The 25,604-nt window shown below is 65.1% G+C and carries 27 protein-coding genes; 16 read left to right on the top strand and 11 right to left on the bottom strand.

Annotation, left to right across the window (positions count from 1 at the left end; all coding sequences use genetic code 11):
- Nucleotides 1-39 precede the first annotated feature (39 nt).
- The 3 genes from hisG to XH87_RS25135 all read right to left on the bottom strand — a co-directional run bounded on the left by hisG (nt 40) and on the right by XH87_RS25135 (nt 3,142).
- Nucleotides 40-1,017 (bottom strand): ATP phosphoribosyltransferase, encoded by a 978-nt coding sequence (gene hisG / locus XH87_RS25145; protein WP_158668667.1) that lies wholly within the window; start codon nt 1,015-1,017, stop codon nt 40-42.
- 3 nt (nt 1,018-1,020) lie between these two features.
- Nucleotides 1,021-2,172, bottom strand: a complete 1,152-nt coding sequence (locus XH87_RS25140) for an ATP phosphoribosyltransferase regulatory subunit (RefSeq protein WP_271589312.1) — start codon at nt 2,170-2,172, stop codon at nt 1,021-1,023.
- Between the two features lie 214 nt (nt 2,173-2,386).
- The gene (locus XH87_RS25135; protein ID WP_271589311.1) at nt 2,387-3,142 is read right to left on the bottom strand and encodes a 16S rRNA (uracil(1498)-N(3))-methyltransferase; all 756 of its coding nucleotides are present in this window, start codon (nt 3,140-3,142) and stop codon (nt 2,387-2,389) included.
- Nucleotides 3,143-3,353: 211 nt separating this feature from the next.
- Between XH87_RS25135 and XH87_RS25130 the strand changes: the two genes are divergently transcribed.
- Both XH87_RS25130 and ubiA read left to right on the top strand, forming a co-directional pair.
- Nucleotides 3,354-4,016, top strand: a complete 663-nt coding sequence (locus tag XH87_RS25130) for a hypothetical protein (protein ID WP_158668669.1) — start codon at nt 3,354-3,356, stop codon at nt 4,014-4,016.
- 142 nt (nt 4,017-4,158) lie between these two features.
- Nucleotides 4,159-5,115 carry a 4-hydroxybenzoate octaprenyltransferase gene (gene ubiA / locus XH87_RS25125; protein ID WP_271589310.1) on the top strand — a complete coding sequence of 319 codons (957 nt, stop codon included), beginning with the start codon at nt 4,159-4,161 and terminating at the stop codon, nt 5,113-5,115.
- Nucleotides 5,116-5,231: 116 nt separating this feature from the next.
- Here the strand turns inward: ubiA and XH87_RS25120 are convergent, their stop codons facing one another.
- Nucleotides 5,232-5,750, bottom strand: a complete 519-nt coding sequence (locus tag XH87_RS25120; protein WP_271589309.1) for a DUF6101 family protein — start codon at nt 5,748-5,750, stop codon at nt 5,232-5,234.
- Between the two features lie 264 nt (nt 5,751-6,014).
- Here XH87_RS25120 and XH87_RS25115 point away from each other — a divergent pair, with 264 nt between their 5' ends.
- The 7 genes from XH87_RS25115 (at nt 6,015) to XH87_RS25085 (ending at nt 12,137) form a co-directional block, all read left to right on the top strand.
- Entirely contained in the window at nt 6,015-7,418 is a 1,404-nt protein-coding gene (locus XH87_RS25115; RefSeq protein ID WP_271589308.1) for a TldD/PmbA family protein, read from the top strand.
- Complete coding sequence (locus XH87_RS25110; protein WP_035716439.1) at nt 7,405-8,223, top strand: 3'(2'),5'-bisphosphate nucleotidase CysQ; 819 nt, start codon at nt 7,405-7,407, stop codon at nt 8,221-8,223. Before XH87_RS25115 ends, XH87_RS25110 begins: the two co-directional genes overlap by 14 nt.
- Before the next feature lie 60 nt (nt 8,224-8,283).
- Nucleotides 8,284-8,526 (top strand): DUF4170 domain-containing protein, encoded by a 243-nt coding sequence (locus tag XH87_RS25105; RefSeq protein ID WP_025033794.1) that lies wholly within the window; start codon nt 8,284-8,286, stop codon nt 8,524-8,526.
- The gene (locus XH87_RS25100; RefSeq protein ID WP_158667828.1) at nt 8,523-9,236 is read left to right on the top strand and encodes a lysophospholipid acyltransferase family protein; all 714 of its coding nucleotides are present in this window, start codon (nt 8,523-8,525) and stop codon (nt 9,234-9,236) included. Before XH87_RS25105 ends, XH87_RS25100 begins: the two co-directional genes overlap by 4 nt.
- Nucleotides 9,199-10,533: a 3-deoxy-D-manno-octulosonic acid transferase gene (locus XH87_RS25095; RefSeq protein ID WP_271589747.1), complete on the top strand. Its 1,335-nt coding sequence runs from the start codon at nt 9,199-9,201 to the stop codon at nt 10,531-10,533. The genes XH87_RS25100 and XH87_RS25095 overlap by 38 nt, the downstream gene beginning before the upstream one ends.
- Nucleotides 10,526-11,542: a tetraacyldisaccharide 4'-kinase gene (gene lpxK / locus XH87_RS25090; protein WP_271589307.1), complete on the top strand. Its 1,017-nt coding sequence runs from the start codon at nt 10,526-10,528 to the stop codon at nt 11,540-11,542. The genes XH87_RS25095 and lpxK overlap by 8 nt, the downstream gene beginning before the upstream one ends.
- A 259-nt stretch (nt 11,543-11,801) precedes the next feature.
- Entirely contained in the window at nt 11,802-12,137 is a 336-nt protein-coding gene (locus tag XH87_RS25085) for a GYD domain-containing protein (protein ID WP_158667834.1), read from the top strand.
- A gap of 258 nt (nt 12,138-12,395) precedes the next feature.
- Here XH87_RS25085 and XH87_RS25080 read toward each other — a convergent pair whose 3' ends face one another.
- On the bottom strand, nt 12,396-12,581 hold the full coding sequence (locus tag XH87_RS25080) for a hypothetical protein (RefSeq protein WP_271589306.1): 186 nt from the start codon (nt 12,579-12,581) through the stop codon (nt 12,396-12,398).
- A gap of 569 nt (nt 12,582-13,150) precedes the next feature.
- Here XH87_RS25080 and XH87_RS25075 point away from each other — a divergent pair.
- A complete protein-coding gene (locus XH87_RS25075) occupies nt 13,151-13,462 on the top strand; it encodes a hypothetical protein (protein WP_271589305.1) in 312 nt (103 codons plus the stop codon).
- A 16-nt stretch (nt 13,463-13,478) separates the two neighbouring features.
- On the opposite strand, the gene XH87_RS25070 is transcribed toward XH87_RS25075, so the two are convergent.
- Nucleotides 13,479-13,706 carry a DUF2093 domain-containing protein gene (locus XH87_RS25070; RefSeq protein ID WP_014491939.1) on the bottom strand — a complete coding sequence of 76 codons (228 nt, stop codon included), beginning with the start codon at nt 13,704-13,706 and terminating at the stop codon, nt 13,479-13,481.
- Nucleotides 13,707-13,900: 194 nt separating this feature from the next.
- Here XH87_RS25070 and XH87_RS25065 point away from each other — a divergent pair, with 194 nt between their 5' ends.
- The gene (locus XH87_RS25065) at nt 13,901-14,725 is read left to right on the top strand and encodes a dienelactone hydrolase family protein (RefSeq protein ID WP_271589304.1); all 825 of its coding nucleotides are present in this window, start codon (nt 13,901-13,903) and stop codon (nt 14,723-14,725) included.
- A 212-nt stretch (nt 14,726-14,937) separates the two neighbouring features.
- Nucleotides 14,938-15,087 carry a hypothetical protein gene (locus XH87_RS25060; protein ID WP_158667832.1) on the top strand — a complete coding sequence of 50 codons (150 nt, stop codon included), beginning with the start codon at nt 14,938-14,940 and terminating at the stop codon, nt 15,085-15,087.
- A 106-nt stretch (nt 15,088-15,193) separates the two neighbouring features.
- On the opposite strand, the gene xseA is transcribed toward XH87_RS25060, so the two are convergent.
- The 4 genes from xseA to XH87_RS25040 all read right to left on the bottom strand — a co-directional run bounded on the left by xseA (nt 15,194) and on the right by XH87_RS25040 (nt 19,372).
- Nucleotides 15,194-16,816: an exodeoxyribonuclease VII large subunit gene (gene xseA / locus XH87_RS25055; protein WP_271589746.1), complete on the bottom strand. Its 1,623-nt coding sequence runs from the start codon at nt 16,814-16,816 to the stop codon at nt 15,194-15,196.
- A 126-nt stretch (nt 16,817-16,942) separates the two neighbouring features.
- Nucleotides 16,943-17,479 (bottom strand): REP-associated tyrosine transposase, encoded by a 537-nt coding sequence (locus XH87_RS25050; protein ID WP_271589303.1) that lies wholly within the window; start codon nt 17,477-17,479, stop codon nt 16,943-16,945.
- A gap of 385 nt (nt 17,480-17,864) precedes the next feature.
- Nucleotides 17,865-18,572, bottom strand: coding sequence for an HNH endonuclease (locus XH87_RS25045; RefSeq protein ID WP_271589302.1), 708 nt, complete (start codon nt 18,570-18,572; stop codon nt 17,865-17,867).
- A gap of 161 nt (nt 18,573-18,733) precedes the next feature.
- Nucleotides 18,734-19,372 carry a hypothetical protein gene (locus XH87_RS25040; RefSeq protein WP_271589301.1) on the bottom strand — a complete coding sequence of 213 codons (639 nt, stop codon included), beginning with the start codon at nt 19,370-19,372 and terminating at the stop codon, nt 18,734-18,736.
- 568 nt (nt 19,373-19,940) lie between these two features.
- Here XH87_RS25040 and purD point away from each other — a divergent pair.
- Together purD and XH87_RS25030 are read left to right on the top strand one after the other, a co-directional pair.
- Nucleotides 19,941-21,224 (top strand): phosphoribosylamine--glycine ligase, encoded by a 1,284-nt coding sequence (gene purD, locus XH87_RS25035; protein ID WP_271589300.1) that lies wholly within the window; start codon nt 19,941-19,943, stop codon nt 21,222-21,224.
- A 229-nt stretch (nt 21,225-21,453) separates the two neighbouring features.
- The gene (locus tag XH87_RS25030) at nt 21,454-22,359 is read left to right on the top strand and encodes an alpha/beta fold hydrolase (RefSeq protein WP_271589299.1); all 906 of its coding nucleotides are present in this window, start codon (nt 21,454-21,456) and stop codon (nt 22,357-22,359) included.
- On the opposite strand, the gene XH87_RS25025 is transcribed toward XH87_RS25030, so the two are convergent.
- Nucleotides 22,356-22,814: a nucleoside deaminase gene (locus XH87_RS25025; RefSeq protein ID WP_271589298.1), complete on the bottom strand. Its 459-nt coding sequence runs from the start codon at nt 22,812-22,814 to the stop codon at nt 22,356-22,358. The genes XH87_RS25030 and XH87_RS25025 overlap by 4 nt on opposite strands.
- A 120-nt stretch (nt 22,815-22,934) precedes the next feature.
- Between XH87_RS25025 and XH87_RS25020 the strand changes: the two genes are divergently transcribed.
- Together XH87_RS25020 and rsmD are read left to right on the top strand one after the other, a co-directional pair.
- On the top strand, nt 22,935-24,872 hold the full coding sequence (locus XH87_RS25020; protein ID WP_271589297.1) for a pseudouridine synthase: 1,938 nt from the start codon (nt 22,935-22,937) through the stop codon (nt 24,870-24,872).
- Nucleotides 24,873-25,046: 174 nt separating this feature from the next.
- Nucleotides 25,047-25,604 carry a 16S rRNA (guanine(966)-N(2))-methyltransferase RsmD gene (gene rsmD / locus XH87_RS25015; protein ID WP_271589296.1) on the top strand — a complete coding sequence of 186 codons (558 nt, stop codon included), beginning with the start codon at nt 25,047-25,049 and terminating at the stop codon, nt 25,602-25,604.

Genomic DNA, 25,604 nt, shown 5'->3' with positions numbered 1-25,604 from the left:
GTCGCAAAGCTGAACGGAAAAGCCGAACCGACCTGGGACTCACCGCCGCAGGAACGCCTCCAGCCTGGCGAACAGCGGGTTCTCCCGGTCGAACACGTAGTCGAGCGAAACCACGGAAACGGTCTCGGCGCCATGCTCGCGCAGGAAGCTCGCCAGCGCGTAGAGCTGCCCCGGTGGGCAGTGCAACGTCAGCATGCCTGACGAGGTCGGTCCGCCGAACGGGGCCTCGACGCCGTACCGGCTGTGGGCTTCGCCGAGCAGGGCGGCGTCGCACTGTCGGAAGCGGGTGCGGACCTCGCGGTATTTGTTGGCCCGCGCCCTCGCTGCGATGTGGTCGAGGATGACGCGCGCGGTCTCCCGCGCCTGCGGCGACCAGTCGGCATCTTTCGACGCCACGAGATTGGCCTGGCTGCGCAGGATCACGCCGTCGTCGAGCACGCGCAAGCCGTTGGCGGCGAGCGTCGCGCCCGTGGTGGTAATATCGACGATCAGCTCGGCGCTGCCGGCCGCCGGCGCGCCTTCGGTCGCGCCTGCGCTTTCGACGATGCGGTAATCGGTGATGCCGTGGGTCTGGAAGAACGCGCGGGTGAGGTTGACGAACTTGGTAGCGACCCGCATCCGCATGTGATGCTGCTCGCGGAAGCCGGTGGTGACGTCGTCGAGGTCGGCCATGGTGCGGACGTCGATCCAGGCCTGCGGCACCGCGACCACGACGTCGGCATAGCCGAAGCCGAGGCCTTCGATCAGCGAGACGCGCTTGTCGGCATCGGCGATGTTCTCGCGCACCAGGTCCTCGCCGGTGACGCCAAGATGCGCGAAGCCGCGCGACAGTTGCGATGCGATCTCGCTCGCCGAGAGATAGGCGACCTCGACATTGTCCAGCCCTGCGATGGTGCCCCGGTAGTCGCGGGCGCCGCCGGCCTTCGACAGCTTGAGCCCGGCGCGGGCGAAGAAGGCCTCGGCGTTCTCCTGCAGGCGGCCCTTGGAGGGAACGGCCAGAACGAATGGCGCGCTCATGGCTTAAGCTCCCACCTTGCGGCCGATCTTCGTCAGCGCATCCACCCAGACCGAGAAGCCCACCGCGGGGATCGGCTCGGCCGATCCGAGCTGGGTCATCAGCCCGTCATAGCGGCCGCCGGCGACCAGCGGCTCGGCGCCGTTGCCGCGGTGATGCAGCTCGAATTCGAAGCCGGTGTAATAATCGAGGCCGCGTCCGAAGGCGGTGGAGAAGCGCGTCTGCTTCACGTCGATGCCGCGCGCCGCCATGAAGCCGACCCGGCTCTCGAACTGATCGATCGCCTTGGCGAGATCGAGCTTCGCGTCGGTCGTGAGTGCGCGCAACTCGGCGATGGCGTCGTCGGGGTTGCCCGAGATCGTCAGGAAGCGCTTGAGCACGGCAATCGCCTCGCGCGGCAGCGCGCCGCCCTTCAGCGTAGATTGTTCGAGGAAGCGATCGGCGATCTCGGCCGTGGTACGCCCGCCGACATTGGTGGTGCCCGCGATCGACATCAAATCGGTGACGAAGGCGAGCGCCGCCTTGCGGTCGGAGCCGGCGAGGGCGGCCAGCACGCCCTCATATTCGCTGCGTGTCGCGGTGGTCGCGGCTGCCAGTCGCTCCAGATCCTGCTCCAGGCTGATCTTGCGGTTGAAATCCTTGACCAGGCGGCGGCGCCAGACCGGATACAGGTTGAGGGCATCGAGCAGAGCGTTGAACAGCGCGACGTCGCCGGTGCGGATCTCGACGTCGCCCACGCCGAAGGCGCCGGTCGCCTCCAGCGCCAGCGCCAGCATCTCGGCGTCGGCCGCGGCGCGGTCCTGGCGGCCGAACGATTCGATGCCGGCCTGCAGGAATTCGCTGGCCTGGCCGCTGCGGTAGCGGAACACCGGGCCGAGATAGCTGAACCCGGCCGGCTGACCGGCGCGGCTCGAGGCGAGATAGTCGCGGGCGACGGGAATCGTCAGGTCCGGGCGCAGGCAGAGCTCCTCGCCGGACAGGTCTGTGGTCAGATAAAGGCTCTTGCGGATGTCCTCGCCCGAGAGGTCGAGGAACGGCTCGGCCGATTGCAGGATAGCGGGCTCGGCCCTGACATAGCCCGCCTGCGCGAACGACAAGAGCAGCGTATCCGCCCAGGCGGCGGAGCCGGCAGCATTTGAGGTGGCAGTCGCGGTCATCACAGGGGTCCATCGTCCCGGCGGAACCGGGCAGGGCAAGGGGATTGCCGCAGCCCTTAGCATGGCCCGAAAACGGTTTCGACCTCCAAAGGATCAATCGCTTAACGACGGGCAATGCATCGCTCATCGTCTTCGCCGGGCTCGCCCTGGTTTGCCCCGCAGGCGGGACAAGCCTGGGCATGACGGCCTGGTGCGACTGCATCGCCGACGGAAACTAGCCAGTCTTGCCGCCCCAATCGCCCAGCACCGCCTGCACCAGCGCCAGCGCCGCCACTGCGGCCGTATCGGCCCGCATGATCCGCGGGCCGAGCGCCAGCCGCAGGATTTTGGGCTGCCGCAGCAGCAGCGCTCGCTCTTCCTCGGCGAAACCGCCCTCGGGGCCGATCAGCACGTCAATGCCTTGGCCGGCCTCGCGGGCGCCTTGCAGGCTCTGAACGGGGTTTTGGACCTCCGCCGCCTCGTCGCAGAAGATCAGCAACCGGCTCGCCGCGCGCTGGCTGAGGTACCGTTCCAGCGGTATCGGCTCGACAACGGTGGCGAGGCTGAGGATGCCGCATTGCTCGGCCGCCTCGACGACATTGGCGCGCATCCGCTCGGTATTGACCCGGGAGGCCTGGGTGAAGCGGGTCAGGACCGGCTGCAGGGCGGCGGCGCCCATCTCGATGGCCTTCTGCACCATGTAATCCAGCCGGGCATGCTTGAGCGGCGCGAAGACGTAAGTGAGGTTGGGTAGCCGGTCCTGGGGCCGCGTCTGCTGGAGGATCACGAGGCTATCCGGCCTCTTGCGGCCTTCGATGGCCGCCTGCCACTCGCCGTCCCGGCCGTTGAAGGCCAGCACCTCGGCCCCGGCGGCAAGCCGCAGCACATTGCCGAGATAATTGCTCTGGTCGCGGTCGAGCGGCACCCTGGCGTCCTGCACGAGGGGGGAGTCTACGAACAGCCGGGGAGCGCGAAAATCGTGGGAGGGCATCGTTCAAGGGTCCGATTTGCCGCCGTTCTTAACCGAAACCGGTACTTTTGGGGGTAAATATCGCCGAATTGATGCGTCCCAGCGCCGCGCTCCTGCCCAATTCCACGGGTTGTTAAGGGCCGGCGGGAATCGTAAAAACGCGAACACGCTGATTGCGCTTCAAATGGGAAGACGCCGAATCCCGTAAGCTCCTGCCGGAGAGACTGCCTTCATGATCCGTCATCTGATGGTTCCGATCACTGCCGCCATGGTCACCATGGGTGCCGCGGGCGCCTACGCCCAAAGCGCCTTCCCGGCGCCGCTGCCCGGCCAGGCAGCGACCAGCTCCGCCTTTCCGCCCGTGAACGGCTCGGCGCCCGTCGCCTCCGTCGGCACGGCGCCGCAATCGTCCTTTCCCGTGAACGGCGCCGCGCCACTCGGAGGTGCCGGCGCGTTCAGCGCGGCACCGCCGACGCAAGCCGGTCCCGGCGAGGACTGCATGAAGGCCTTCATTCCTCTGCGCGAGGAAGCCGAAAAGCGCGGCAAGCTGATCAAGGCCGCGAGCGACCGCCATGCGCCGCCGGACGAGGCCTGCAAGCTGATCGGCAACTTCAGCCAGGCCGAAGTGAAGATGATCAAGTACATCGAGTCCCACGCAGCCAAATGCGGGATTCCGGCGCAGGTCGGCGCGCAGATGAAGGATGGCCACAAGAACACCGAGGCGATGCATAAGAAGGTCTGCATGGTGGCGCAGCAGATGCAGCAGCAACAGGCGCGTCCGGCTGGCCCCTCGCTGAGCGAGGTCCTGGGCTCGGGTTCGGCGCCGGAAGCCAATGCTGGCAGGAAGGGCGGCAGCACCTTCGATACGCTCAACGGCAACGTCCTGACCCGATGATACTCGTGCCGCCGATTTGAAGTTCCTACGGTGCTCGCCGCGAGATCCTCATAGGAACTTCAAATCGATAAGCGGCACGTGAATTGTAATTTTCTGGCTAGTGCGCTTGTAGTTTTCGAAGTTCGTACCGGAATACGCCGCGATGGAATACGAACTTCGAAAACTGGGCACTAGCACGTCCGCCCGCGTTGCCGATTCCACCGGCAACTGGGTCGATACGCTCGCGCCGCATTGGGCGCGGCCTTACCTGCGCTTGTCCCGCTTCGACCGTCCGATCGGCTCGTGGCTGCTGTTGATGCCATGCTGGTGGTCGGCGGCGCTCGCGAGCGGCATGGCGCATGACGTCCGCGGACTGCCGCTCACCATCGTGCTGTTCTTCATCGGCGCCTTCGTGATGCGCGGGGCGGGCTGCACCTGGAATGACATCACCGACCGCGACCTCGACGACAAGGTCGAGCGCACGCGCTCGCGGCCGTTGCCGTCGGGGCAGGTGACCACGAAGCAGGCGCTGGCCTTCATGGTCGCGCAGGCGCTGATCGGCCTCCTGGTGCTCCTGCAATTCAACCGCTTCGCGATTGCGACTGGCATCGCCTCGCTTTTGATCGTCGCGATCTATCCCTTCATGAAGCGCATCACCTGGTGGCCGCAGATCGTGCTCGGACTTGCTTTCTCCTGGGGCGCCTTGATGGGATTTGCCGTCACGTTCGGACGCATCGATCTCACCGCGCTCGTGCTCTATGCAGGCGCGATTTCCTGGGTGATCGGCTATGACACGATCTATGCGCATCAGGACGCCGAGGACGACGCGCTGATCGGCATCAAGTCGACCGCACGCCTGTTCGGCGCGCACACGCATCAGGCGCTGATCCTGTTCTACGGGCTCGCGGTGATGCCGATTGGCATCGCGCTGGCCTCCGGCGATGCGCGCTGGCCGGCCTGGCTCGGGCTCGTGGCCTTCGCCGTGCATCTGGCCTTGCAGATCGTGCGCTTGAGGATCGACAATCCCGAGCTCTGCCTGCGCCTGTTCAAGTCGAACCGCGATGCTGGCCTGCTGCTGTTTGCGGGATTGCTGGTCGACGCGGTGATGCGAGCCGCGTAGGTCTTGTAGGGTGGATTAGCGAAGCGTAATCCACCACTTCTGTTGCCGCGGAAATATAAGAGGTGGGTTACGCCTTCGGCTATGACGCAGTAAGACTAACCCACCCTACGGCACCTTTAATTCCGCGCGATGATCTCGCGCTCGCCCTTATGAACGGTGAGTTCGCGCGTCATCGCAACGCGCCGGCGCATCAGGAATTTCGGTCGGCGGGCGCGGATCGCGTTGGCGCGGCGCCGGCGCGGCGCAGGCTTGCGGGCGGCTTCGTCGAGCTGCGGCAGCGCGAAGAGCTCGCTCCAGATCGCCCAGGCTTGCGCGATCTCGTCGGCACCGGCGCCGACCAGCAGCGGAATGGACAACGAGGGATCGCGATGCACGAGGACGAGCGTCTGCGCTTCGTCATTGCCGCGCAGGGCGACGCCGGTGAAGTCGCTGACCCGCACGTTGATCGCCATCTGCATGCCGCGGACGGCACGGCGCAGCACGACACGCTCGCGATGAAGCTCGATCTGCCTGACATGTCCGTCGGCGCGCGGATCATGCGCATCGAAGCGGACCGGAAGGGAAAGAGGGTCGAGCCGCAAGGAGCGGCTCGACCCGGCGGGAGCGACCCCGCATGTTGCTGTTTGACGCCTCACGGCTTCAGTTCTCCCCGCCGGGATTATGTTCCCGGTCGATGCGAGGACCTTAGCGCGCCCCTTTCCGAAACCGCTTAAAAAGGCTGGTTAACCCACCGTCACCGCTGCTCATGATTGACAAGACCTTGGCACGCATGATTGACGAGGCGTTGCGCCGAAGTCGCGAATCTGAGCTTTTGGCGGGCTGAAAATGCTTGAAGTCCGCGCTACCAGGGCACATCTGTGGGTTCCGGTCCCGACCCCCGCCCCAACAGGATTTCGTTCGTGAACTCTTCACCAAGCTCGACGCCTTCGACCCAAGAATCGTCGCAGGCCAATCGCGACCTGTTCGATCAGTCCGCGCTCTCCGATCTCGCGCAGCGGCTCGTCGAAGCGGCCAGGCGCGCCGGCGCGGATGCGGCCGATGCGGTCGCGGTGCGCGGTGTCTCGCAGGGCGTCGAGGTCCGCGACGGCCGTGTCGAGGAATCCGAGCGGTCCGAGGGCGACGATGTCGGTCTGCGTGTGCTGGTCGGCCAGCGCCAGGCGGTGGTCTCGACCAACGACGTCAGCGGCGATGCCGTGACCAAGCTCGCCGAACGCGCGGTGGCGATGGCGCGCGTCGCGCCCGACGACAAATATGTCGGCCTCGCCGATCCCGCGCTGCTTGCGCGGGACTTCCCCGATCTCGACCTGCTCGATCCCGACGTGCCGGCGACCGCCGAACTCGAGCGCCGCGCGCTCGCGGCCGAAGCTGCGGCGCTCGGCGTGAAGGGCGTGACCAAATCCGGCGGCGCCTCGGCGTCCGCCGGCATCGGCGGCATGGTGCTCGTCACCTCGACCGGCTTCCACGGCTCTTACCTCCGCTCCAGCCAGGGCATTTCCGCGACCGCCATTTCGGGCGAAGGCACCAGCATGGAGCGCGACTACGACTTCACCTCGGCGCCGCACGGCGCTGATCTGCTGTCGCCGGAAGCTGTCGGCCGTTCCGCCGGCGAGCGCACCGTGGCGCGCTACAATCCGCGCAAGGTCGAGACCTGCAAGGTGCCCGTGGTGTTCGATCCGCGCGTCGCCGGCTCCCTGGTCGGCCATCTCGTCGGCGCCATCAACGGCGCCTCGATCGCGCGCAAGACCAGCTTCCTGAAGGACAAGCTCGGCCAGCAGCTGTTCGCGAAGAACATCCGCATCGTCGACGATCCCCTGCGCCGGCGCGGACTGCGTTCGCAGACATTCGACGCCGAAGGCGTCGCGGTGAAGAGGATCGCGCTGGTCGACGAGGGCGTGCTGACCACCTGGCTGCTCGATTGCGCCACCGCGCGCGAGCTCGGCCTCACCACGACCGGCCATGCCCATCGCGGCGTTTCCTCCTCGCCCTCGCCCGGACCGTACAATCTGCATCTCGAGGCCGGCGCGCCGACGCCGGCCGAATTGATCTCCGATATCAGCCAGGGCTTCTATGTCACCGATCTGATCGGCTCCGGCGTCAACGGCGTCACCGGCGATTACAGCCGCGGCGCCTCCGGCTTCTGGATCGAGAACGGCGAGATCACCTATCCCGTCAGCGAAGTGACGATCGCGGGGCATCTGTTCGAGATTTTCAAGTCGATGCAGCCCGCCAACAATCTCGAATTCCGCTATGGCGTCAATGCGCCGACGGTGCGCATCGAGGGCTTGACGCTTGGCGGACGCTGACGCGAACTCCCTGGACAGCACCATCCTGACCCGCGACGCGGCGCTGCTGAAGGATACGGTGCGGGAAGCGGGCGCGCTCGCGCAATCGATGTTCCGCACCGAGCTCAGGAAATGGACCAAGGGCGCGTCCTCGCCGGTGTCGGAAGCCGATATCGCGGTCAACGATCTCCTGGAAGCGCGCCTGCGCGCTGCGACTCCCGACTATGGCTGGCTGTCCGAGGAGAGCGCCGACGATGCGGCGCGACTGTCGCGGCGGCTGACATGGATCGTCGATCCCATCGACGGCACGCGCAACTATCTAGGCGGCCATGACGAATGGTGCGTCAGCGTGGCGCTGGTGGAGGACGCCTCGCCGGTGCTTGCCGCGGTGTTCGCGCCGGCCAGCGACGAGTTCTTCTTCGCGGTGCGCGGCCGGGGCACGACGCTCAACGACCAGCCGGTGCGGGCAACGTCCGGATCCGAGCTCGACTTCGCCCGCGTCGCCGGCCCGAAGCCGCTGGTCGAGCGGCTGAAGCCGTCGCCCGGCGAGATCAAGCTGCATCGGCGAATCGGATCGCTCGCGCTGCGGCTGTGCCGGGTCGCTCATGGCGCGCTGGATGCGGCTTTTGCGGGGGGCAACAGCCATGATTGGGACCTTGCGGCGGCCGATTTGATCGTGCAGGAAGCGGATGGTAGGATGAGCGACCTCTCCGGAGAACCCATCCTCTATAACCGCCGGGAAGTGGCGCACGGGGTGCTGGTGGCAGCGGGACGCGATCGTCATGCGGGCATTGTCGCGCATTTTCGCAACCGTCCCTTGGCCTGAGCGCTTTCGTCGTGCTTGTCGGACACTGCTTTGCCGGGCAGCCCGTTAGGAACAGGACTCATGCCAGATAGTGCCCCGCAACAACTGCTTCACCTCGTCATCGGCGGCGAGCTCGTCGATCTCAAGGGCAATACCTTCAAGAACCTCGACGACGTCGAGATCGTAGGCCTCTACCCGAACTATGCGGCCGCCCATGCTGCCTGGCGGGCGAAGGCGCAGAGCACGGTCGACAACGCGCAGATGCGCTATTTCATCGTCCATCTCCACCGGCTGCTCGACCCGAATCAAGAACCGGCGCGTTGAAAAGACTGCTTCGCAATACGCTGCGAAGCAGCTGGTTTCAGCGTGCCGTCGGGGTCCTGGCGGCCGAATATCTGCGTCTGGTCTGGCGGACCAACAAGTTCACGTTCGATCCGGCTGACGTCTATGAACGCGTCGAGCCGCAGATCCCGGCCATCTTCGCCTTCTGGCACGGCCAGCATTTCCTCACGCCCTTCATCAAGAACAAGGACTGGTACAAGGCCAGGGTCCTGATCTCGCGGCATCGCGACGGCGAGTTCAATGCGATCGCCGCCGAGCGGCTCGGCATCGGCACTATCAGAGGTTCCGGCGACCATGGCGGCGCCTTCCACCGCAAGGGCGGGGTCGGCGCCTTCAAGGAAATGGTGCGGACGCTGGAGGCCGGTTGTAATGTCGCGCTGACCGCCGATGTCCCCAAGCGCTCGCGTGTGGCAGGGCTCGGCATTATCATGCTGGCACGGGAATCGGGGCGGCCGATCATGCCTTTCGCGATGGCGACCAGTCGCTTCGTCCGGCTCAAGAACTGGGACCGCACCACGATCAATTTGCCATTCGGACGGGGCGCCTTGGTCGGGATCAAGGAAATTCACGTTCCTCCGGATGCCGACGCCGCCGCGATGGAAGCGCTGCGGCAGGAGTTGGAAGACACGTTGAACGAAGCGACTCGCCGTGCCTATGCGCAACTCGGCCGCCCGGGACCTGAGGATGCCTAGTTCGCTGCCGATGACGCTGCGGATGTATCAGCGCCTGGCCTCCGGCCTGGTGCCGTTTGCGCCTGCGCTGATCAAGCGGCGGCTGAAGCAGGGCAAGGAGGATCCGGCGCGCGTCGACGAGCGGCGAGGGCTGTCCCGGGACGTGCGTCCCCATGGCCCGCTGGTCTGGATCCACGGCGCCAGCGTCGGCGAGGTACTGGCCGCGGCGGCGCTGATCGGGCGCCTGCGCGATCTCAACCTGCGCATCCTGCTCACCTCGGGCACCGTCACCTCGGCGGCGGTGGTGGCAAAGCGCTTTCCGCCCGACGTCATCCATCAGTACGTGCCGTACGACTCTCCGCGCTATGTCGCGCGCTTCCTCGATCACTGGAAGCCGTCGCTGGCGCTGTTCATCGAATCCGACCTGTGGCCGAACCTGATCCTCGCCGGCGCGTCGCGGCGGATACCGATGGTGCTGATCAACGGGCGGATGTCACCGCGTTCCTTCCCGCGCTGGCGGCGCATGCACGGCACCATCTCGGCGCTGCTGTCGCGGTTCGACATTTGTCTCGCGCAGTCGAAGACCGATGCCGAGCGCTTTTCCGCACTCGGCGGCCGCGACGTCGTCACCACGGGCAATCTGAAGCTGGACGTGCCGGCGCCGCCGGCCGATCCCGTGAAGCTGGAACGGCTGATGGCGATGACGCGCGGGCGTCCGCTCATCGTCGCGGCCTCGACCCATCCGGGCGAGGACGAGATGCTGATCGCGGCGCATCGCAGCCTCTCCGGGTTCTTCCCGCAGCTTCTCACCGTGATCGTGCCGCGGCATCCGGATCGCGGCTCCGCGATCGCAGGCCTGATCACGGCGTCCGGCCTGAAGCCGGGCTTACGCTCGCGCGAGGAACTGCCGACCGCCACGACCGATGTCTATGTTGCCGACACCATGGGCGAGCTCGGCCTGTTCTATCGGCTCTCGGGAATCGTGTTCATGGGCGGATCGCTGATTCACCATGGCGGCCAGAACCCGATCGAGGCGATCAAGCTCGGCGCCGCGATCGTCCATGGTCCGCACGTCTTCAACTTCGTCGACGTCTATGAGGCGCTCGATGCGAGCGGCGGGGCGCGGCTGGCCGATACGCAGGAGGCGTTGGTCAAGCAGCTCGGCCTGCTCCTGGCCGAGCCGACGGTGCGCGACAGGATGCAACGCGCCGGGGCCGGCGTGGTCGAGCAGCTCGGCGGTGCGCTCGATCGCACCATGACCGCGCTCGAGCCGTATCTGCTGCAGTTGCGGATCGAGATGGGGGCCGCCAATGCGTGAGCCGGCCTTCTGGTACCGGCCACGTTCCCCGCTATCGCATGTCCTCCGTCCCCTGGGTGCGCTCTACGGCGCCATCACCGCGTGGCGCATGCTGCGCAACGGCGTGGACGCCGGCATTCCCGTGATCTGCGTCGGCAACTACCATGTCGGCGGCGCCGGCAAGACGCCGACCGTGCTGGCGCTGACGAAGCTGCTTCGCGAGCTCGGCGAGACGCCGGTCGTGCTCAGCCGCGGCTATGGCGGGCGCCTGAAGGGCCCCGTGATGGTCGACCGCGCGCGTCACACCGCGGCCGACATCGGCGACGAGCCCCTGATGATGGCGCGCGACGTCCCGGTCGCAGTCGCGCGCGACCGCCTCGACGGCGTCGCGCTGGCAAAATCCCAGGGCGCCACCGTGATCCTGATGGATGACGGTTTCCAGAACCCGCGCGTTCTGAAAGACGCGTCCCTGATCGTGATCGACAGCGAGCGCGGCCTCGGCAATGGCCAGGTGTTTCCCGCGGGCCCCCTGCGCGCGCCGCTGCAGGCCCAGATCGCGCGCACCGACGCGCTGGTGCTGATCGGCGATGGCCGGGCCGCCAACGATGTCGCAGCCGAGCTTGCCAAGCGCGACAAGCCGGAGCTGCGCGCGCGCCTGAAACCGGTTGCTGCATCGCTCGCGCAGCTGTTCGGCAAGCGGGTCTTCGCCTTCGCCGGCATCGGCGATCCCGAGCGCTTCTTCCGCAGCTTGCGCGCCAGCGGCATCGAAGTCGCGCGCACGCGCGCCTTCGCCGACCACCACATGTTTTCGCAGGACGAGCTCGCGGCTCTCGCAGCGGAATCCGAGCGCGAGCAGCTCACGCTGGTGACGACGGAGAAGGACCTTGCACGCCTGCGCGGCGGCGCGGGCGTGCCTGATGGCATCGTGCCGTTCGCCGTCGAGCTCGAGTTCGATGAACCGGCAAAGCTGCGGCAACTGATCAGCTATCATCTGTACAAGGCGCGCGAGCGGCGGTTCAGCGTGCGTTGATCGCGTGCGTTGGACAACGTCTCTGCCGCAGCCCGAAACGCGAAGCGTCGCGGCTGGCGAATCCTCTTCCGCGCGTTCGGGAGTTGATGTAACCTTTCATGAGAGCCGTCACCGGGACGTGCCGAACTCCCGGCAATCATCGACGGCGTTAAATGCCCACGGCGGGCAACGTATCTTCATCATGTCAGGTGCAGCGGCCGTCACGACCGGTTCGGGACGGCACGGAAACCATTGCCAACAGTTCAGAGGAGAACATGCCATGCATTTTTGCCTCACCGGACAATATACGCCACGCTCTCTCAATGCCATTTTGGAGAATCCCACGACCAATCGCCAAGAGGCAGCTCGAAAACTCATCGAGGCGGCCGGCGGAAAGCTGGTCTCTATGTACAGCGTTGCGGCCGACGGCCCCGGCGTGCTGGTGATTTTCGATGTGCCTGATCCCAGTGCGGCGCCTGCCATTTCCGGCCTGACCGTCACGGCGGGCACCCTGCAGAACGTGAAACTGGTTCGGCTGTTCACGCAAGACGAGATCAAGCAGGTCCGCCAGAACGCCGCGAAGCTGCGTTCCTCGTATACCCCGCCTGGAAGCTGACATCCTGATCCACTAGCGCAGCCGCCGCAGTCGGACGAGGCGGCGGCTGCGCTCACGTCGAAACCAGAGCCACGTCTGAAACGAGGCGAGGGGTCATGCTCACCACGCCCCGGCGGCCATCAATCCGACAATGGTCAGGCACGAGACGCAGGCCACGACGACAGTATAGTATTCGGGTGTATTCATTGCTGCCTCCCAAACTGTTGCCAATTGCTTGGTCACTGCTACGCGGGAGAAATCGTTCGGCCCTGGGCCGCTTCAATTCGGCATGCCGAGACCGGTCTTGCGGTGTGCGTCCGTTGTCTCATCGTCACCCAGCTTCGCAGGATGATGATCCGCTTCGAGAGTTTCGAAGTGCTCAGCTGAGATCAGAAGCTGCTTGCGCATTTCAGCGAGACGGGCGCGGCAATATTCACGATAGAGCAGGTCGAAAATGGCGGGCATGATCACCCCCATCGCTTGGTTGTCGATTTACAGATATTCCATCGCGAATTTTCAAGGTGACGGTAGCCCGTCAGATGGCTCTTCGATATGAGCCCGTTCACAGACCGCGCCAATTCCAATGCTCGATGGCTGTTTGGTTGACTTGATCGTCTGTGCGATAAAAGGAACAGAGCCAATGACCTAACATCCACTATAGCAACGTTCTGTTTCACCAAGACTTCGTCAAACAACTTGAGGGCGTCGAACCGCGACGAAGAATCCAACCACAGCGCGAAATGACTCATCACGGAGTGCACGCACCGTTCGATGCAACGCGAAGCGGCACGACGCAGATCATTTCCTCGGCGAGGCGTGCAGGTCCCGTAGGGTGGGTTAGCCTTGTGACCGCGCGAAGCGCGGTTGCCAGGCGTAACCCACCAACTTCGTCCCGCATTCGCTGATGCATGGTGGGTTACGCCGGCGGACTGCGCTTCGCGCATCCGCGGGGCTAACCCACCCTACTGCAGTTCGTCATTCAGGCGACATTCATCACGAGACTCCTATCGACTTCAGACGATCAGGAGAATTCGATGAAACTGCCGACCGCAGCCGCGGCCAGCCTTGTGGGTCTGATCATTGCGCCCGCGCTGGCACAAATGACGCCCTCTGCTGCTCCCAGCGCGACGGTGCCGGTTCCCGCGACCAAGCGCGTGACGTGTCTCGCCACCACCCAAAGCCTGAACGGGCAGGACAGGCGCGACCAGATGCAGCTCTGCATGGCGCAGGCGCGGGTGGATTGCCTGAAGCAGGCGATTGATCAGAAGGTCGTCGGCGAGCCCAGGAAGGCCTTCATCAAGACCTGCGTGGGCACGGATGGCGCAGATGGCGCTGAACAACGATAGGCGCGCGGGCGCGGCTTCACGGCTGCGGCTTCAGTGCTCCGGGAAAGTGCCGCTGCAGCACCGCAGCGGGCGTCGCGTAGGCCTCCTGCAAATCCACGCTCCAGTACTTCAGCTCGTCGAGCGGGATTCGCGTGTCGGTGATCGCGCAGCGTACGAAGGTCCCCGGCGAGATCACGCGGAAATCACCGTCGAGATACTGCACCTGCGCTTCGCCATGGCCCGAGGGGCCGAACTTGTTCAGCACGGTCGAAAGTCTCCACGGAAGGCCTCTCCCTGGAAAACCCGGGAGGGCATGATGTGTTGGACGGGATGTAGCATAGATAGGGTGGCTTGTCCGCCCGTTAAACCCACCGGTTTGTGATGTTTTGGCGCCGTTTCCGCGTGATAGTGCTTCGAGGGAAGGATCGCTGGTTCCGGCACCTCCGACGGCAGAGTCCGATGCGCCCTCGACTGACCGCCCTGCTCCTGACGCTGCTGATGTCGGCCGCGCACGCCGTGCCGGCGCCGCAGCCGGTCGACATTCCGCTCGCGTCCGGGGTCCTCCATGCGCAACTCTACAAGCCCGAGGGCGCAGGCCCGTTTCCGACCGTGATTGCGCTGCATGGCTGCAGCGGCCTCGGTGGTCATTCCGATCCCGTGCTGCCGCGCTATCGGGATTGGGCCGAGCGCCTGCTCAGGGCCGGCAATGCCGTGCTGCTGCCCGACAGCTACGGCTCGCGCGCGCTCGAGCCGCAATGCCGCGTCAGGGAGATGCACCTCAAGGCTCGGCGCGAACGCGTCGCCGACATCGCGGCCTCACGCGCCTGGCTGATGAAGCAGCCCTGGGTGGCGCGCGACCGCGTCAGCCTGATCGGCTGGGCCAACGGCGCGAGCGCGCTGCTCTGGGCCGTGCGCCCCCAAAGCGTGGCCCGCGATCAGGGCCATGATTTCCGCGCCGCGATCGCGTTCTATCCGGACTGCCGGATCTCGGCGGGTTTGGGGTGGAGCACACGGGTACCGACGCTGGTGCTGATCGGCGCCGATGACGACGTGTCCTCGCCCCCGGCCTGCCGTCAGATGGTGGACGGCGCGCGCGGCCGCAGCGCGCTCGCGCGCGTCGTGGTCTATCCCGGCGCCGATCACGATTTCGACCGCGCCAACATGCCGCTCCATGCAGCTGCCGGCAGCAGCGACGCCGCCGCGCTGGAGCGCGGCCATTTCGGCATGGACGCCGAGGCGCGTGCGGAATCGCAGAAGGACGTCGCGGAATGGCTGGCACGGTGAGCGCGGTGCTACGGACGTGTCCCGCCGAAGCTCGGTAGAAGCGAAGGCGGAAGCGGGGCCGCCCGAGGAACAAGGTGAGGCGGACAGCCCCGCATCGACCACCGCCCTGCACGGAGTATGGCCGACCGTGAATCTACGGATCGCACCTTGACGCGGTTTCAGCCTGCGACGGCGCCATCATTCGACCATGATGTCGATTAAACGCGTTTGATATGCGCAACCGCATCGCTCTCTTCGCCTCCGCACTGATGGTTTTCACCGTCGCGATCTTCCTGTTCGAAGCCCGCGCCGGCGCGCCAATGCTGGCGCCGGAACATTGCGGCTTCTGGACCACGATCGACGCGGGATTGTCCTGCCGGTAGGTACAACGGTTGTAGCCCGGATGAGCGCAGCGATATCCGGGGATGACTGTTCCCGCATGTCGCTGCGCTCATGCGGGCTACGATGCTTCCGTGCCGTCCTCGCGCCTCAGAACAGGCTGCCCTGATCCACCTTCTTGGCCACGCGCTTCGGCGCGGGCTTTGCTTCCTGCGCGGCCGGCTTCGGCTGCGACGGGGCGCGCTTGGCAGCGGGGGCGGCGCGATCCGCATCCGCCGTCGCGCCGACGCGACCATCCGCGAATTCGATCTCGACGCGTGCGCCGGGACCGATCGTATCAGCCGCATGCAGGGGATGGCCGGCCTCGTCGCGCACCAGCGCGAAGCCGCGCGCGAGCACGCTGCGATAAGACAGCGCCGAGAGCAGCTTGCCGCTGTTGTCGACCCTTGTGTCGAGCCGGTGCAGCAGCGTCGCAAGCGCGCGCCCCGCGCGTTCGGCCAGACGATGGGTCCGCTCGCGCTGGCGGGCGATCGCGTTGCGCTGCGCCTGCGCATTCGAAAGCCTTGAGGCGCGCAGGCGAACCTCGAGCCCGGCAAAGCGGTCGCGCCGCTGCCGCAGCAGCGAGCGCGCCGAGAGGCCAAGCCGCTCGCCACACACGGTGAGCCGGTGGTCGGCCTGCGCGATCTGGCCGTGCAGCACCCGCAGCGTCAGCTTTGAGCTGGCAGCGGTGAACCTGCGGAAATGCGCATGCGTGTTGGCCTTGAGGCAACGGGGCAGGGCGCTGCCTGCCGAATCCAGCCGCTGCCGGGGAATCGCGAGCAGATCGCCGGCCGCCGGCAATGCGCGCGCGGCGGCACGAAGCTCGCTGCGGCGGCTCTCCTGCGCGCGCTGCCAATAGGCGCGGGTGCGGCGCCCGAGATCGGCGACCTCGACGAACAAGTCGCTGCGCACCGGCACCGCCATCTCGGCCGCCGCCGTCGGGGTCGGCGCGCGCTTGTCGGCGACGAAGTCGATCAGCGTGATGTCGGTCTCGTGCCCCACCGCCGAGATCAGCGGGATCATGCTCTCGGCCGCTGCCCGCACCACGATCTCCTCGTTGAACGACCAGAGATCCTCCAGCGAGCCGCCGCCGCGCGCGACGATCAGCACGTCGGGCCGCGGGATTTTGCCGCCTTCGGGCAGCGCGTTGAAGCCGCGGATCGCGGCCGCGACCTGCTCGGCCGAGCCGTCGCCCTGAACTTTCACCGGCCACACCAGCACGCGGCGGGGAAAGCGGTCCTCCAGCCGGTGCAGGATGTCGCGGATGACCGCGCCGGTCGGCGAGGTCACGACGCCGATCACCTCCGGCAGCCAGGGCAGCAGCTGCTTGCGCGCCTCGTCGAACAGGCCCTCGGCGGCGAGCTTCTTCTTGCGCTCCTCCATCAGCGCCATCAGCGCGCCGATGCCGGCCGGCTCCAGCGCCTCGATCACGATCTGGTATTTCGACGAGCCCGGATAGGTCGTGAGCTTGCCGGTGGCGATGACCTCGAGCCCCTCCTGGGGCTTGAAGCGCATGCGGCCGTGGACGCCCTTCCAGATCACCGCCTCGATCTTGGCGCTCTCGTCCTTGAGCGCGAAATAGCAATGACCGGAGGAGTGCGGCCCGCGAAAGCCGGAGATCTCGCCGCGGACCCGGACATGGCCGTAGGTGTCCTCGACGGTCCGCTTCAGGGACTGGGACAGCTCGGAGACGGTGAATTCGGGCGCGTTGTGAAGTTGTTCCGCAGGCGGCATCGGCAAACGATTCGGCATGTTGGGGTCGAGGGGCGACGTTAAGGATTTTCGCGGCGCGGCGCCATCCCAAACTGGCGCTCAAGAACTCGTAGGATGGGTTGAGCCCTTGCGAAACCCATCGCTGCTCTATCCCCGCTCACCGTAGTCGCGGCCGTCATCCGACTGATCGCCGGCCCAATCGACCGGGTAATTGCCAAGCTTGACGTGGCGATGAAACGAGGAGGGCGCCCAGTCACGCACCCGGTTGACGAGCCCGTGCTTGACCGGATTGATGTGAACATAGTCGACATGCCGCGCGAAATCGACGTCGTCACGAATGGTATGCTCCCAATATCTGCGCTGCCAAATGCCCCGTTCACCTTTGGCCAAGCGGCTTTGGGATATCCTTTCATTGCGCGCCAGGCCGCGGGAAAAGGTGGATTTGATCAGCTGCCAGCGCATTGCAAAATCGGCATCACCTTCCGGTAACGTCCACACGGTGTGAAGGTGGTCAGGCAGAACCACGATGGCATCGATCGTGAAGGGATGGCGCCGATGCGTTTCGCGAAACGCCGCGCGCAACAATTCGACATGATCCGTCAGCAAGGCCAGCCTCCGCTCCGCCAGATTGACGGTGAAGAAGAAACACCCACCCTCAGCGAAGTTGCGCCGGTACGCGGTCATGACGCGATCTTATCACCAAACAGTGTGATGGGTTTCGCAAAGGCTCAACCCATCCTACGGGCTCTGGCTTGAAACTGAAACACAGCGGCCTCATTCTTTTCCGGTGTGACGATGAGATTCGTCGGAGCGGGAGAGAAGGCCATGTCTTGGATCAGAAAGGAGATTCTGGATCGTGTCCCAGAGTTGCCTAGCCGCGTCGATTTTGACGATTGGGAAAAGGAACGGGGCCTCGTCAACCTTCTCTCAGTAAAGAAGAAGTCGAAGCCGTGGCTGCCTGCTGGAGTTTACAAGAGGGTCAAGGGCGGCAAGCTGTGCGTTTTGGAAGTTGGTCGAACGCTAAAGGGGGTCGCCCCATCTGTCTGGCTGGAAAGCCCAAAGGTCCGCGTTAGTGCCCAAACACAGACGATCTAATTTCCGTCCGCGCGACCTTCATTGAGCGCGCCTTGGCTCTCAGGAGGTATGCCTGCGCGACACCGGAATCAATCAGATCGAACGCCGTCATCTTTGCTTCGAGAACGGACCCAAACTGCTTCTTTCCAGTCTTGCCGTTCATGCAGAGCTTATAGTTCGATCCGTCCGGAACAATCGAGAGCGCAACGCCATTCTGTAGGATTGAAGCCGTCCCGGATTTGCCCTCAACCCAGCGACAAGAGAACACAAAACGAGTCCGGCGTTTGACATGTCTGATTTGGGTGACGGCATAGTTACTTGAGGTCAGGTGGTCGCAACAGTGCTCCCCAACCTCCATCGTCCCCCAATTCGAGTGATGAACAGGAAAGACGTAGCGAATAGCGGTGCCACAAAGCTCGCACTCGCCATCAAGTCCGCCAAGGTCAACAAAATCGTCGAAGTGCTCCCACCCGGTTTGCGGCATGATCTTTCCATGCTCTTCAGCGTGGCACCCCTTGCACAATGCCTCACATGCTTCGTACGGATACTGCCAAGGCAAGCGTTTCGGTAGATAGATTTTGTGGTGGACCTGAAGCGTCACTCCATCGTCAGGCCCACGTTGGCACCGATTGCAAACGCCATCATGGAGACGAATGACTTCAGACCGGAAGGCGCGCCATTCAGGCCGATTGTAGTGTTTCATCGGAGCGTCCTGCTGCGAATCGAATAGCAATTTAGAAAAGCAGAGCGGTTTCGCCTTAGCTAGGCTGCTGAACGGCGTATGGTCAAATCACCAGCTCCGAGGCTTGCTGTCGCGATTTGGCGATTACGGTGACAGTGCTGGACTGTCACCGCAATTGGCGATCATTGAAGAGGAGTTTGATCTTCCGAGTGATCAACATCATCGGGCCAGAAGTCTTGCCCTTGAGGTATTCCAAGCTGGCGCTCGCGCCATGATCGAAACTCAGAGTAAAAATCGAGAACGGCCATATGAAGCTCGGCAAACTGGCGATCAAACTCGATGATTTGCGTGGAGTTATAGACGAAGCGGGCGCGATAGTTGATTTCGCGTTTTCTAGAACTGGATTCAGTTGGCCAGAGTGCGCACAAGTTGAGATCGACTGGCGATCCGCCGATCTGGCCATGCGCAATCTCGTTTCGTCGCCCTGCCCATCCGCGACAGGTGGCCAATAGCTTTTGTAAGCGAGCGTGAAAGCTGGGGTGTGCGTGGTGATGAAAGAAAGCGCTTGCGGCCGCTTCTATCATCCCGGCGCGCGCGTCAAAACTAACGACCGTGCCGTAAGCTGCTTTAGCAGGGCTCATTGAGTTGACGTATGTGCCCGGCACTTGGCCTTCGACCACAAGCCATTCAAAGATAAGGGAAAGCGCATCTTCGACGTATTGCCACATACTCAAGGAGCGGCCGATCGCGGCGTAGATGACTTCTGGATCGCGGTCATAGGTGGTAGGACGGGGCGGTGCGGCCCAAGGTTTTAATGACATGGCTAAACAAATGTCCCAGGTTGAGAAGTTCCGAGAGGCGGCTCGGGAAGCCGGAGCCGGCGATTCTGAGGGCGCATTCAACGCGACACTAAAGAACCTGGCTATGTGACGCAGGCCAGAACAAGTTGCCGTCATCGGCGGATGCTAAGGAAACCGTTGTTCCCCCTCATCAAAAGTCGAAAGACAGTTGACCCGGATGCGATCGGTAGTGGGAACAGACACTTTCCCACCGACCGAAACGAAATCGGTCATACGCGTTTACAAAAACTAGCTTCCGACTAGTGCCATTTCTTCGCATGGCGATCTCCTTTCTATTGCGCGGGCAATCTGCCCGCAGGTCCGCCCCCTACCAGCGGGGCGCGCGCATTTGGACCTTCGGCTGCTCTGGCCGAATCACAGAAAAGGTGCCGACGACGGCTCGCTTAGTCAGACTGATTTGCGGACTTTGCGCAACTCGTGGTGTGTGAAGTCCACCATTCCTTCGGGAAGCTCGCCGCTACCCCCCCTTGAGCCCCACCCCGATTCATGCGACCTCCGCCCCCAGCAAACCCCTCATCCTGAGCCCTCGATGCACATTCTCCTGCTCGGTTCCGGCGGCCGCGAACATGCCCTGGCGTGGAAGATCGCAGCGTCTCCCCTGGTGACCAAATTCTGGTGCGCGCCCGGCAATGCCGGCATCGCGAAGGAGGCGGAATGCGTGGCGCTCGATGTCGCCGACCATGCCGCGGTGATCGACTTCTGCAAAAAGAACGCGGTGGAGCTCGTGGTGGTCGGGCCGGAGACGCCGCTGGCGGCCGGCATCGTCGATGATCTCACCGCGGCCGGCATCAAGGCGTTCGGGCCGAGCAGGGTGGCGGCCCAGCTCGAAAGCTCCAAGGGGTTCACCAAGGCGCTGTGCACCGAATTCGGCATTCCGACCGGCGCCTATGAGCGATTCACCAATGCCAATGACGCGCGCGCCTATGTGCAGAGCCAGGGCGCGCCGATCGTCGTCAAGGCTGACGGCCTTGCCGCCGGCAAGGGCGTCGTCGTCGCCAAGTCCGTGCGCGAGGCCGAGGATGCCATCGCCATGATGTTCGAGGGCGCCTTCGGCGAGGCCGGTGCTGAAGTCGTGATCGAGGAATTTTTGCCCGGCCGCGAGATCAGCTTTTTCGCGCTCTGCGACGGCGAGACCGCCATCCCGCTCGCCTCGGCCCAGGACCACAAGCGCGTGTTCGACCATGATGTCGGCCCGAACACCGGCGGCATGGGCGCCTATTCGCCGACGCCGCTGGTGACGCCCGCGATCCACGACGCGATCATGGCGAAGATCATTTTGCCGACGGTATCAGGCATGAAGCAGCGCGGCACGCCGTTCCGCGGCGTGCTCTATGCCGGAATCATGCTGACGACGCAGGGGCCAAAACTGTTCGAGTTCAACGTCCGCTTTGGCGATCCCGAGTGCCAGGTCCTGATGCTGCGCATGATGTCGGACATCGTGCCGGCTTTCCTTGCCGCCTGCGACGGGCAGCTGAAGCATTTCGACCTGCGCTGGCATCCGGATTCCGCGCTCACCGTGGTGATGGCGGCGAAGGGCTATCCCGGCGACTACCAGAAGGGCACGCGCATCGAGGGACTCGATGAAGCCGCCAAGGTGGAGGCCGTCGAGATCTTCCACGCCGGCACGGTGGCAAAGGACGGCGCGATCCTCGCCAATGGCGGCCGCGTGCTCAATGTCTGCGCGCTCGGCAAGACCGTGACGGAGGCGCAGAAGCGCGCCTATCAGGCCGTCGACCGCCTCGACTGGCCGGAAGGCTTCTGCCGCCGCGACATCGGCTGGCAGGCGGTGGAGGCGGAGAAGGCCAAGAGCTGACAAGACTTGAGCTCGTCATTCCGGACGGCGCGCAAACGCGCCGATGCGGAATCTCGAGATTTTGTGTCACCACCCGGCCACATCGACGTTCCAGAATATGCAATCAGCTGTTGGGGTTAGTAGCCCCGCAGATAATACCGCTACTGTGCATGGGGTTGTTTTCGACATTTTGTGTGTCGGGTTGTGTGTCGGGCCGGCTCCGGGCTTGACCAGATAAGGATGCAGAAAGATGTCCGATCTCGCCGACCTCTATCCCGGCTTCGCCTCCGAGTGGATCAACACCTCGTTCGGCCGCATCTTCGCCCGCGTCGGCGGCAAGGGCCCGCCGCTCCTGCTCCTGCACGGCTTCTCCGAGACGCATGTGATGTGGCACCAGGTGGCACCCGAGCTTGCCGACCATTTCACGCTGATCATCGCCGATCTGCCGGGCTACGGCTGGTCCGACATGCCCGCCAGCGATGCGCTGCACATGCCCTACAGCAAACGCGCGATGGCCAAGGCCATGGTCGAGGCGATGGAGCAGCTCGGCCATGTGCACTTCGCGCTCGCCGGCCACGACCGTGGCGGCCGCGTCTCCTACCGCCTCGCGCTCGACCATCCCGGCCGGCTGTCGAAGCTCGCCGTTCTCGATATCCTGCCGACCTATAATTACTGGGAGCGGATCAACCGCGCCTATGCCCTGAAGATCTATCACTGGACGTTCCTGGCGCAGCCTTATCCGCTGCCGGAGACGCTGATTTCGAGTAATGGCGAGTTCTTCCTGCGCTTCAAGATGGCGAGCCAGACCAAGTCGAAGACGCTCGACGCGATCGACAAGCGCGCGCTCGACCATTACATCGCCCCGTTCCGCGATCCCGCCCGGGTGCATGCGATGTGCGAGGACTACCGCGCAGGCGCCTATTTCGACTACGACCTCGACAAGGCCGATTTCGAGGCCGGCAAGAAGATCACCGTGCCGATGCTGGCGCTGTGGGGCAATGCCGGCATTGCGCAGGCCGCGGCGACGCCGCTGGACACGTGGAAGCAATGGGCGACCAATGTGGATGGCATGCCGGTGGATTCGGGGCACTTCCTCACCGAGGAGAATCCGGACGTCACCGCCAGGGCGCTGCGGGAGTTCTTCTCCGCGGGTTAACGCCGCGCGCGAAAGAACTCCCTGAGCAGCCGCGCCGCCTCGCTCTCGCCGACGCCGGAGTAGACGTCCGGCGCGTGATGGCAGGTCGGCGAGGCAAAGAAGCGCACGCCTGATTCCACCGCGCCGCCCTTGGGGTCGGCGGCGCCGTAATAGAGCCGCCTGACCCTTGCAAACGAGATCGCGCCCGCACACATGGTGCAGGGCTCCAGCGTCACGTAGAGGTCGCAGTCCACGAGGCGCTCGCTGCCGATCTTCGCGGCGGCCTCGCGCAGCGCGATGATCTCGGCATGGGCGGTCGGATCATGGTCGGTCAGCGTCCGGTTGGCGGCGGCGGCGATGACCTCGTCGTTGCGGATCACCACGCATCCAATCGGAACTTCGCCCGATTTTCCGGCATTTTCGGCCGTCAGAAGCGCCAAATCCATGAAAGAAGGGGCTTTCATGCCTCGTATCATCGCCAGAAACCTGCTACTAGCTCCGCCTTCAGCAAGAGTGGATACCGATTTTGCCTGAGCATGCGGCTCGAAGCGAGCGCGCGCAATGCTCATCGCGCCACCCCTTAAGTGAGATCATTCATGCCTCGCGACAGCGACAAAGACAACGATTCCCGCGGCCGGCGAGGCCCGGCCAAAGGCCGTAGCGGCAAGCCGCGTGGCCCGGAGAAGAAATTCGCCAAGCGCGGCTTCGAGGGCAAGGGCGACCGCGACAGCCGCCCGTCCCGTGGCGATCGCGACAGCCGTCCGTTCCGCCGCCGCGAGGAGGGTGATGCCCCGCGCCGGGATTTTTCTGACCGTCCGCGCTTCAAGCGCGACGACCGCAGCGGTGAAGGCCGCGGCGAGCGCAGCTTTAGGCCGCGGGGCGACCGGCCGCCTTCCGATCGTGGATCGCGCGATGGCGAGAAGCGCTCCTTCAAGCCGCGCGGTGATCGCCCGTCCTATGGCCGCGACGATCGTCCGCCGCGCAGCCGGGACCGCGACGAATCCCGCCCCGCCGGCCGGTTCGGCGACAAGAAGTTCGGCGACAGGCGCCCTTACGCATCGCGTGGCGATCGCCCCGAGCGCAAGTTCGACGGCGAGCGCAAGTTTTCGCGGGGCGGACCGGATCGCGACCGTGGGGATCGCGGCGACCGCCCGCGCAAGTCCTTCGACAAGGATTTCGGCGGTCGCGACCGCAGCGACGAGAAGCCCTGGCGTCAGCGCGACGACCGCCGCGACGGTGGCCGCGGCGAAGATCGTCCCCGCTTCTCGCGGCGTCGTGACGAAGGCGGCGATGACCGTCCGCGTTTCTCGCGCCCGCGCGAGGAGCGTTCCGGCGACGATCGTCCGCGCTTCAATCGTTCGCGCGAGAAGCGTCCGGAAGGCCGGATGGACTGGCAGGAGCATCCGCGCAACGAAGGCCGCCGCGATCGTCCGCGCCGCGACAACGAGGACGACAGCAGGATTTTCGAGAAACGCCCCGCCTTCGGCGGCCGCGGCGCCTATCGCGAGCGCGATCGTGATTTCGACCGCCGTCCGCGGCGCGAAGAGCCGCCGAAGCCGAAGAAGGCCGGCGAGCGCATCGCCAAAGCGCTGGCCCGTGCGGGCCTTGCCTCGCGCCGCGATGCCGAGGAGATGGTCACGCAGGGGCGCGTCACCGTCAATGGCCGTGTCATCAATTCGCCGGCGCTCGACATCACGAAGAACGACGTCGTCATGGTCGACGGCAAGCCGTTGCCCGAGCGCGAGCGCACGAGGCTGTTCCTTTATCACAAGCCGCGCGGGCTGATGACGACGCATGACGACCCCGAGGGGCGTCCGACCGTGTTCGACAATCTACCCGAAGGCCTGCCGCGCCTGATCAGCGTCGGCCGGCTCGACTTCAACACCGAGGGCCTGCTCTTGCTCACCAATGACGGCGGGCTCGCGCGCACGCTCGAGCTGCCCGACACCGGCTGGCTGCGCCGCTATCGCGTCCGCGCCCATGGCGACGTCACCCAGGCGCAGCTCGACGAGCTCAAGAACGGCATCGAGGTCGAGGGGGTCAAATACGGTCCGATCGAGGCGACGCTCGAGCGCGACCAGGGGGCCAATGTCTGGCTGGTGTTCGCAATCCGTGAGGGCAAGAACCGCGAGGTGCGCAATGTCTGCGCCCATCTCGGGCTCGAGGTGAACCGGCTGATCAGGGTCTCCTACGGCCCGTTCCAGCTCGGCGAGATTCCCGAGGGCCAGGTCGAGGAGATCCGCTCGCGCGTGCTGCGCGAGCAGCTCGGCGACAAGGTCATCGAGAAGTCGGGTGCGCAGTTCGACGTGCCCTCGAAATCCTCTTCGCGCGTCGACGACGCACCGAGCGAGAACAAGCCCGCCAACAAGCGCGCCGTGATCAACGACCGCAAGGGCCGCCGCGTGCTGGTGCAGCGCACCGGCAGCGAGGAGGCGCGCGAGCGCAACGAGATGGAAGCGAACGGATACGGCCCGCCGCGCCGTCCCAAGCGCGGCTATCACGGCAAGCGCGACCTGACGCCGCGGGATGATTGAGGTGGAGTGCGTCGCGTCACTCGGCTCTCTCGCGTTCCCTCCCCCCTTGCGGGGGAGGGTTAGGGAGGGGGGTACCCCACGAGAGGTCTGCGTTTGCGGCACCCCCTTCCCCAACCCCTCCCCGCAAGGGGGAGGGGAGCTCACCATTCGTGTGGCCACGGGACGGGCAACGTAATGCGCGTCGTCGGTGGTCGATTGAAGGGGCGCAATCTGGCCTCACCATCCTCGCGCGACATCCGCCCCACGGCGGATCGCCTGCGTGAGTCCGTGTTCAACATCCTCGTGCACGCCTATCGCGATCCGATCGAGGACGCGCGCGTGCTCGATCTCTTCGCCGGCACCGGGGCGCTCGGCATCGAGGCGGCTTCGCGCGGCGCCAAGTTCACGCTGTTCGTGGACAATGGCGCGGAGGCGCGCGCGCTGCTCCGTAACAATGTCGAGTCGCTCGGCCTCGGCGGCGTCACCAAGGTCTATCGCCGCGATGCCACCGATCTCGGTCCTGCGCATCCCGTCGAGCCGTTTTCGCTGGTGTTCCTCGACCCGCCCTATGGCAAGGGATTTGCGGAGAAGGCGCTCGCGAGCTTGCGCGACGGCGGCTGGCTGACGCCGGGTGCGCTGCTTGTGGTGGAGGAGGCCAAGGCCGCGCAGTTCGTGACGCCGGAGGGTTTCGAGGAGCTGGAGCGGCGCGCCTATGACGACACGGAGTTCGTGTTCATGAAGCGAAACGTCTAA

Source organism: Bradyrhizobium sp. CCBAU 53415 (genome assembly GCF_028128735.1).
Taxonomy (GTDB): domain Bacteria; phylum Pseudomonadota; class Alphaproteobacteria; order Rhizobiales; family Xanthobacteraceae; genus Bradyrhizobium.
This window is presented reverse-complemented; position numbering and strand designations above follow the sequence as displayed.

Bases quoted from the DNA above. Each gene is read 5' to 3' on its own strand.
- hisG (WP_158668667.1), bottom strand. From the start codon at position 1,017: ATGAGCGCGCCATTCGTTCTGGCCGTTCCCTCCAAGGGCCGCCTGCAG.
- XH87_RS25140 (WP_271589312.1), bottom strand. From the start codon at position 2,172: ATGACCGCGACTGCCACCTCAAATGCTGCCGGCTCCGCCGCCTGGGCG.
- XH87_RS25135 (WP_271589311.1), bottom strand. From the start codon at position 3,142: ATGCCCTCCCACGATTTTCGCGCTCCCCGGCTGTTCGTAGACTCCCCC.
- XH87_RS25130 (WP_158668669.1), top strand. From the start codon at position 3,354: ATGATCCGTCATCTGATGGTTCCGATCACTGCCGCCATGGTCACCATG.
- ubiA (WP_271589310.1), top strand. From the start codon at position 4,159: ATGGAATACGAACTTCGAAAACTGGGCACTAGCACGTCCGCCCGCGTT.
- XH87_RS25105 (WP_025033794.1), top strand. From the start codon at position 8,284: ATGCCAGATAGTGCCCCGCAACAACTGCTTCACCTCGTCATCGGCGGC.
- XH87_RS25095 (WP_271589747.1), top strand. From the start codon at position 9,199: ATGCGCAACTCGGCCGCCCGGGACCTGAGGATGCCTAGTTCGCTGCCG.
- lpxK (WP_271589307.1), top strand. From the start codon at position 10,526: ATGCGTGAGCCGGCCTTCTGGTACCGGCCACGTTCCCCGCTATCGCAT.
- XH87_RS25085 (WP_158667834.1), top strand. From the start codon at position 11,802: ATGCATTTTTGCCTCACCGGACAATATACGCCACGCTCTCTCAATGCC.
- XH87_RS25080 (WP_271589306.1), bottom strand. From the start codon at position 12,581: ATGCCCGCCATTTTCGACCTGCTCTATCGTGAATATTGCCGCGCCCGT.
- XH87_RS25075 (WP_271589305.1), top strand. From the start codon at position 13,151: ATGAAACTGCCGACCGCAGCCGCGGCCAGCCTTGTGGGTCTGATCATT.
- XH87_RS25065 (WP_271589304.1), top strand. From the start codon at position 13,901: ATGCGCCCTCGACTGACCGCCCTGCTCCTGACGCTGCTGATGTCGGCC.
- XH87_RS25060 (WP_158667832.1), top strand. From the start codon at position 14,938: ATGCGCAACCGCATCGCTCTCTTCGCCTCCGCACTGATGGTTTTCACC.
- xseA (WP_271589746.1), bottom strand. From the start codon at position 16,816: ATGCCGCCTGCGGAACAACTTCACAACGCGCCCGAATTCACCGTCTCC.
- XH87_RS25050 (WP_271589303.1), bottom strand. From the start codon at position 17,479: ATGACCGCGTACCGGCGCAACTTCGCTGAGGGTGGGTGTTTCTTCTTC.
- XH87_RS25045 (WP_271589302.1), bottom strand. From the start codon at position 18,572: ATGAAACACTACAATCGGCCTGAATGGCGCGCCTTCCGGTCTGAAGTC.
- XH87_RS25040 (WP_271589301.1), bottom strand. From the start codon at position 19,372: ATGTCATTAAAACCTTGGGCCGCACCGCCCCGTCCTACCACCTATGAC.
- purD (WP_271589300.1), top strand. From the start codon at position 19,941: ATGCACATTCTCCTGCTCGGTTCCGGCGGCCGCGAACATGCCCTGGCG.
- XH87_RS25030 (WP_271589299.1), top strand. From the start codon at position 21,454: ATGTCCGATCTCGCCGACCTCTATCCCGGCTTCGCCTCCGAGTGGATC.
- XH87_RS25025 (WP_271589298.1), bottom strand. From the start codon at position 22,814: ATGATACGAGGCATGAAAGCCCCTTCTTTCATGGATTTGGCGCTTCTG.
- XH87_RS25020 (WP_271589297.1), top strand. From the start codon at position 22,935: ATGCCTCGCGACAGCGACAAAGACAACGATTCCCGCGGCCGGCGAGGC.
- rsmD (WP_271589296.1), top strand. From the start codon at position 25,047: ATGCGCGTCGTCGGTGGTCGATTGAAGGGGCGCAATCTGGCCTCACCA.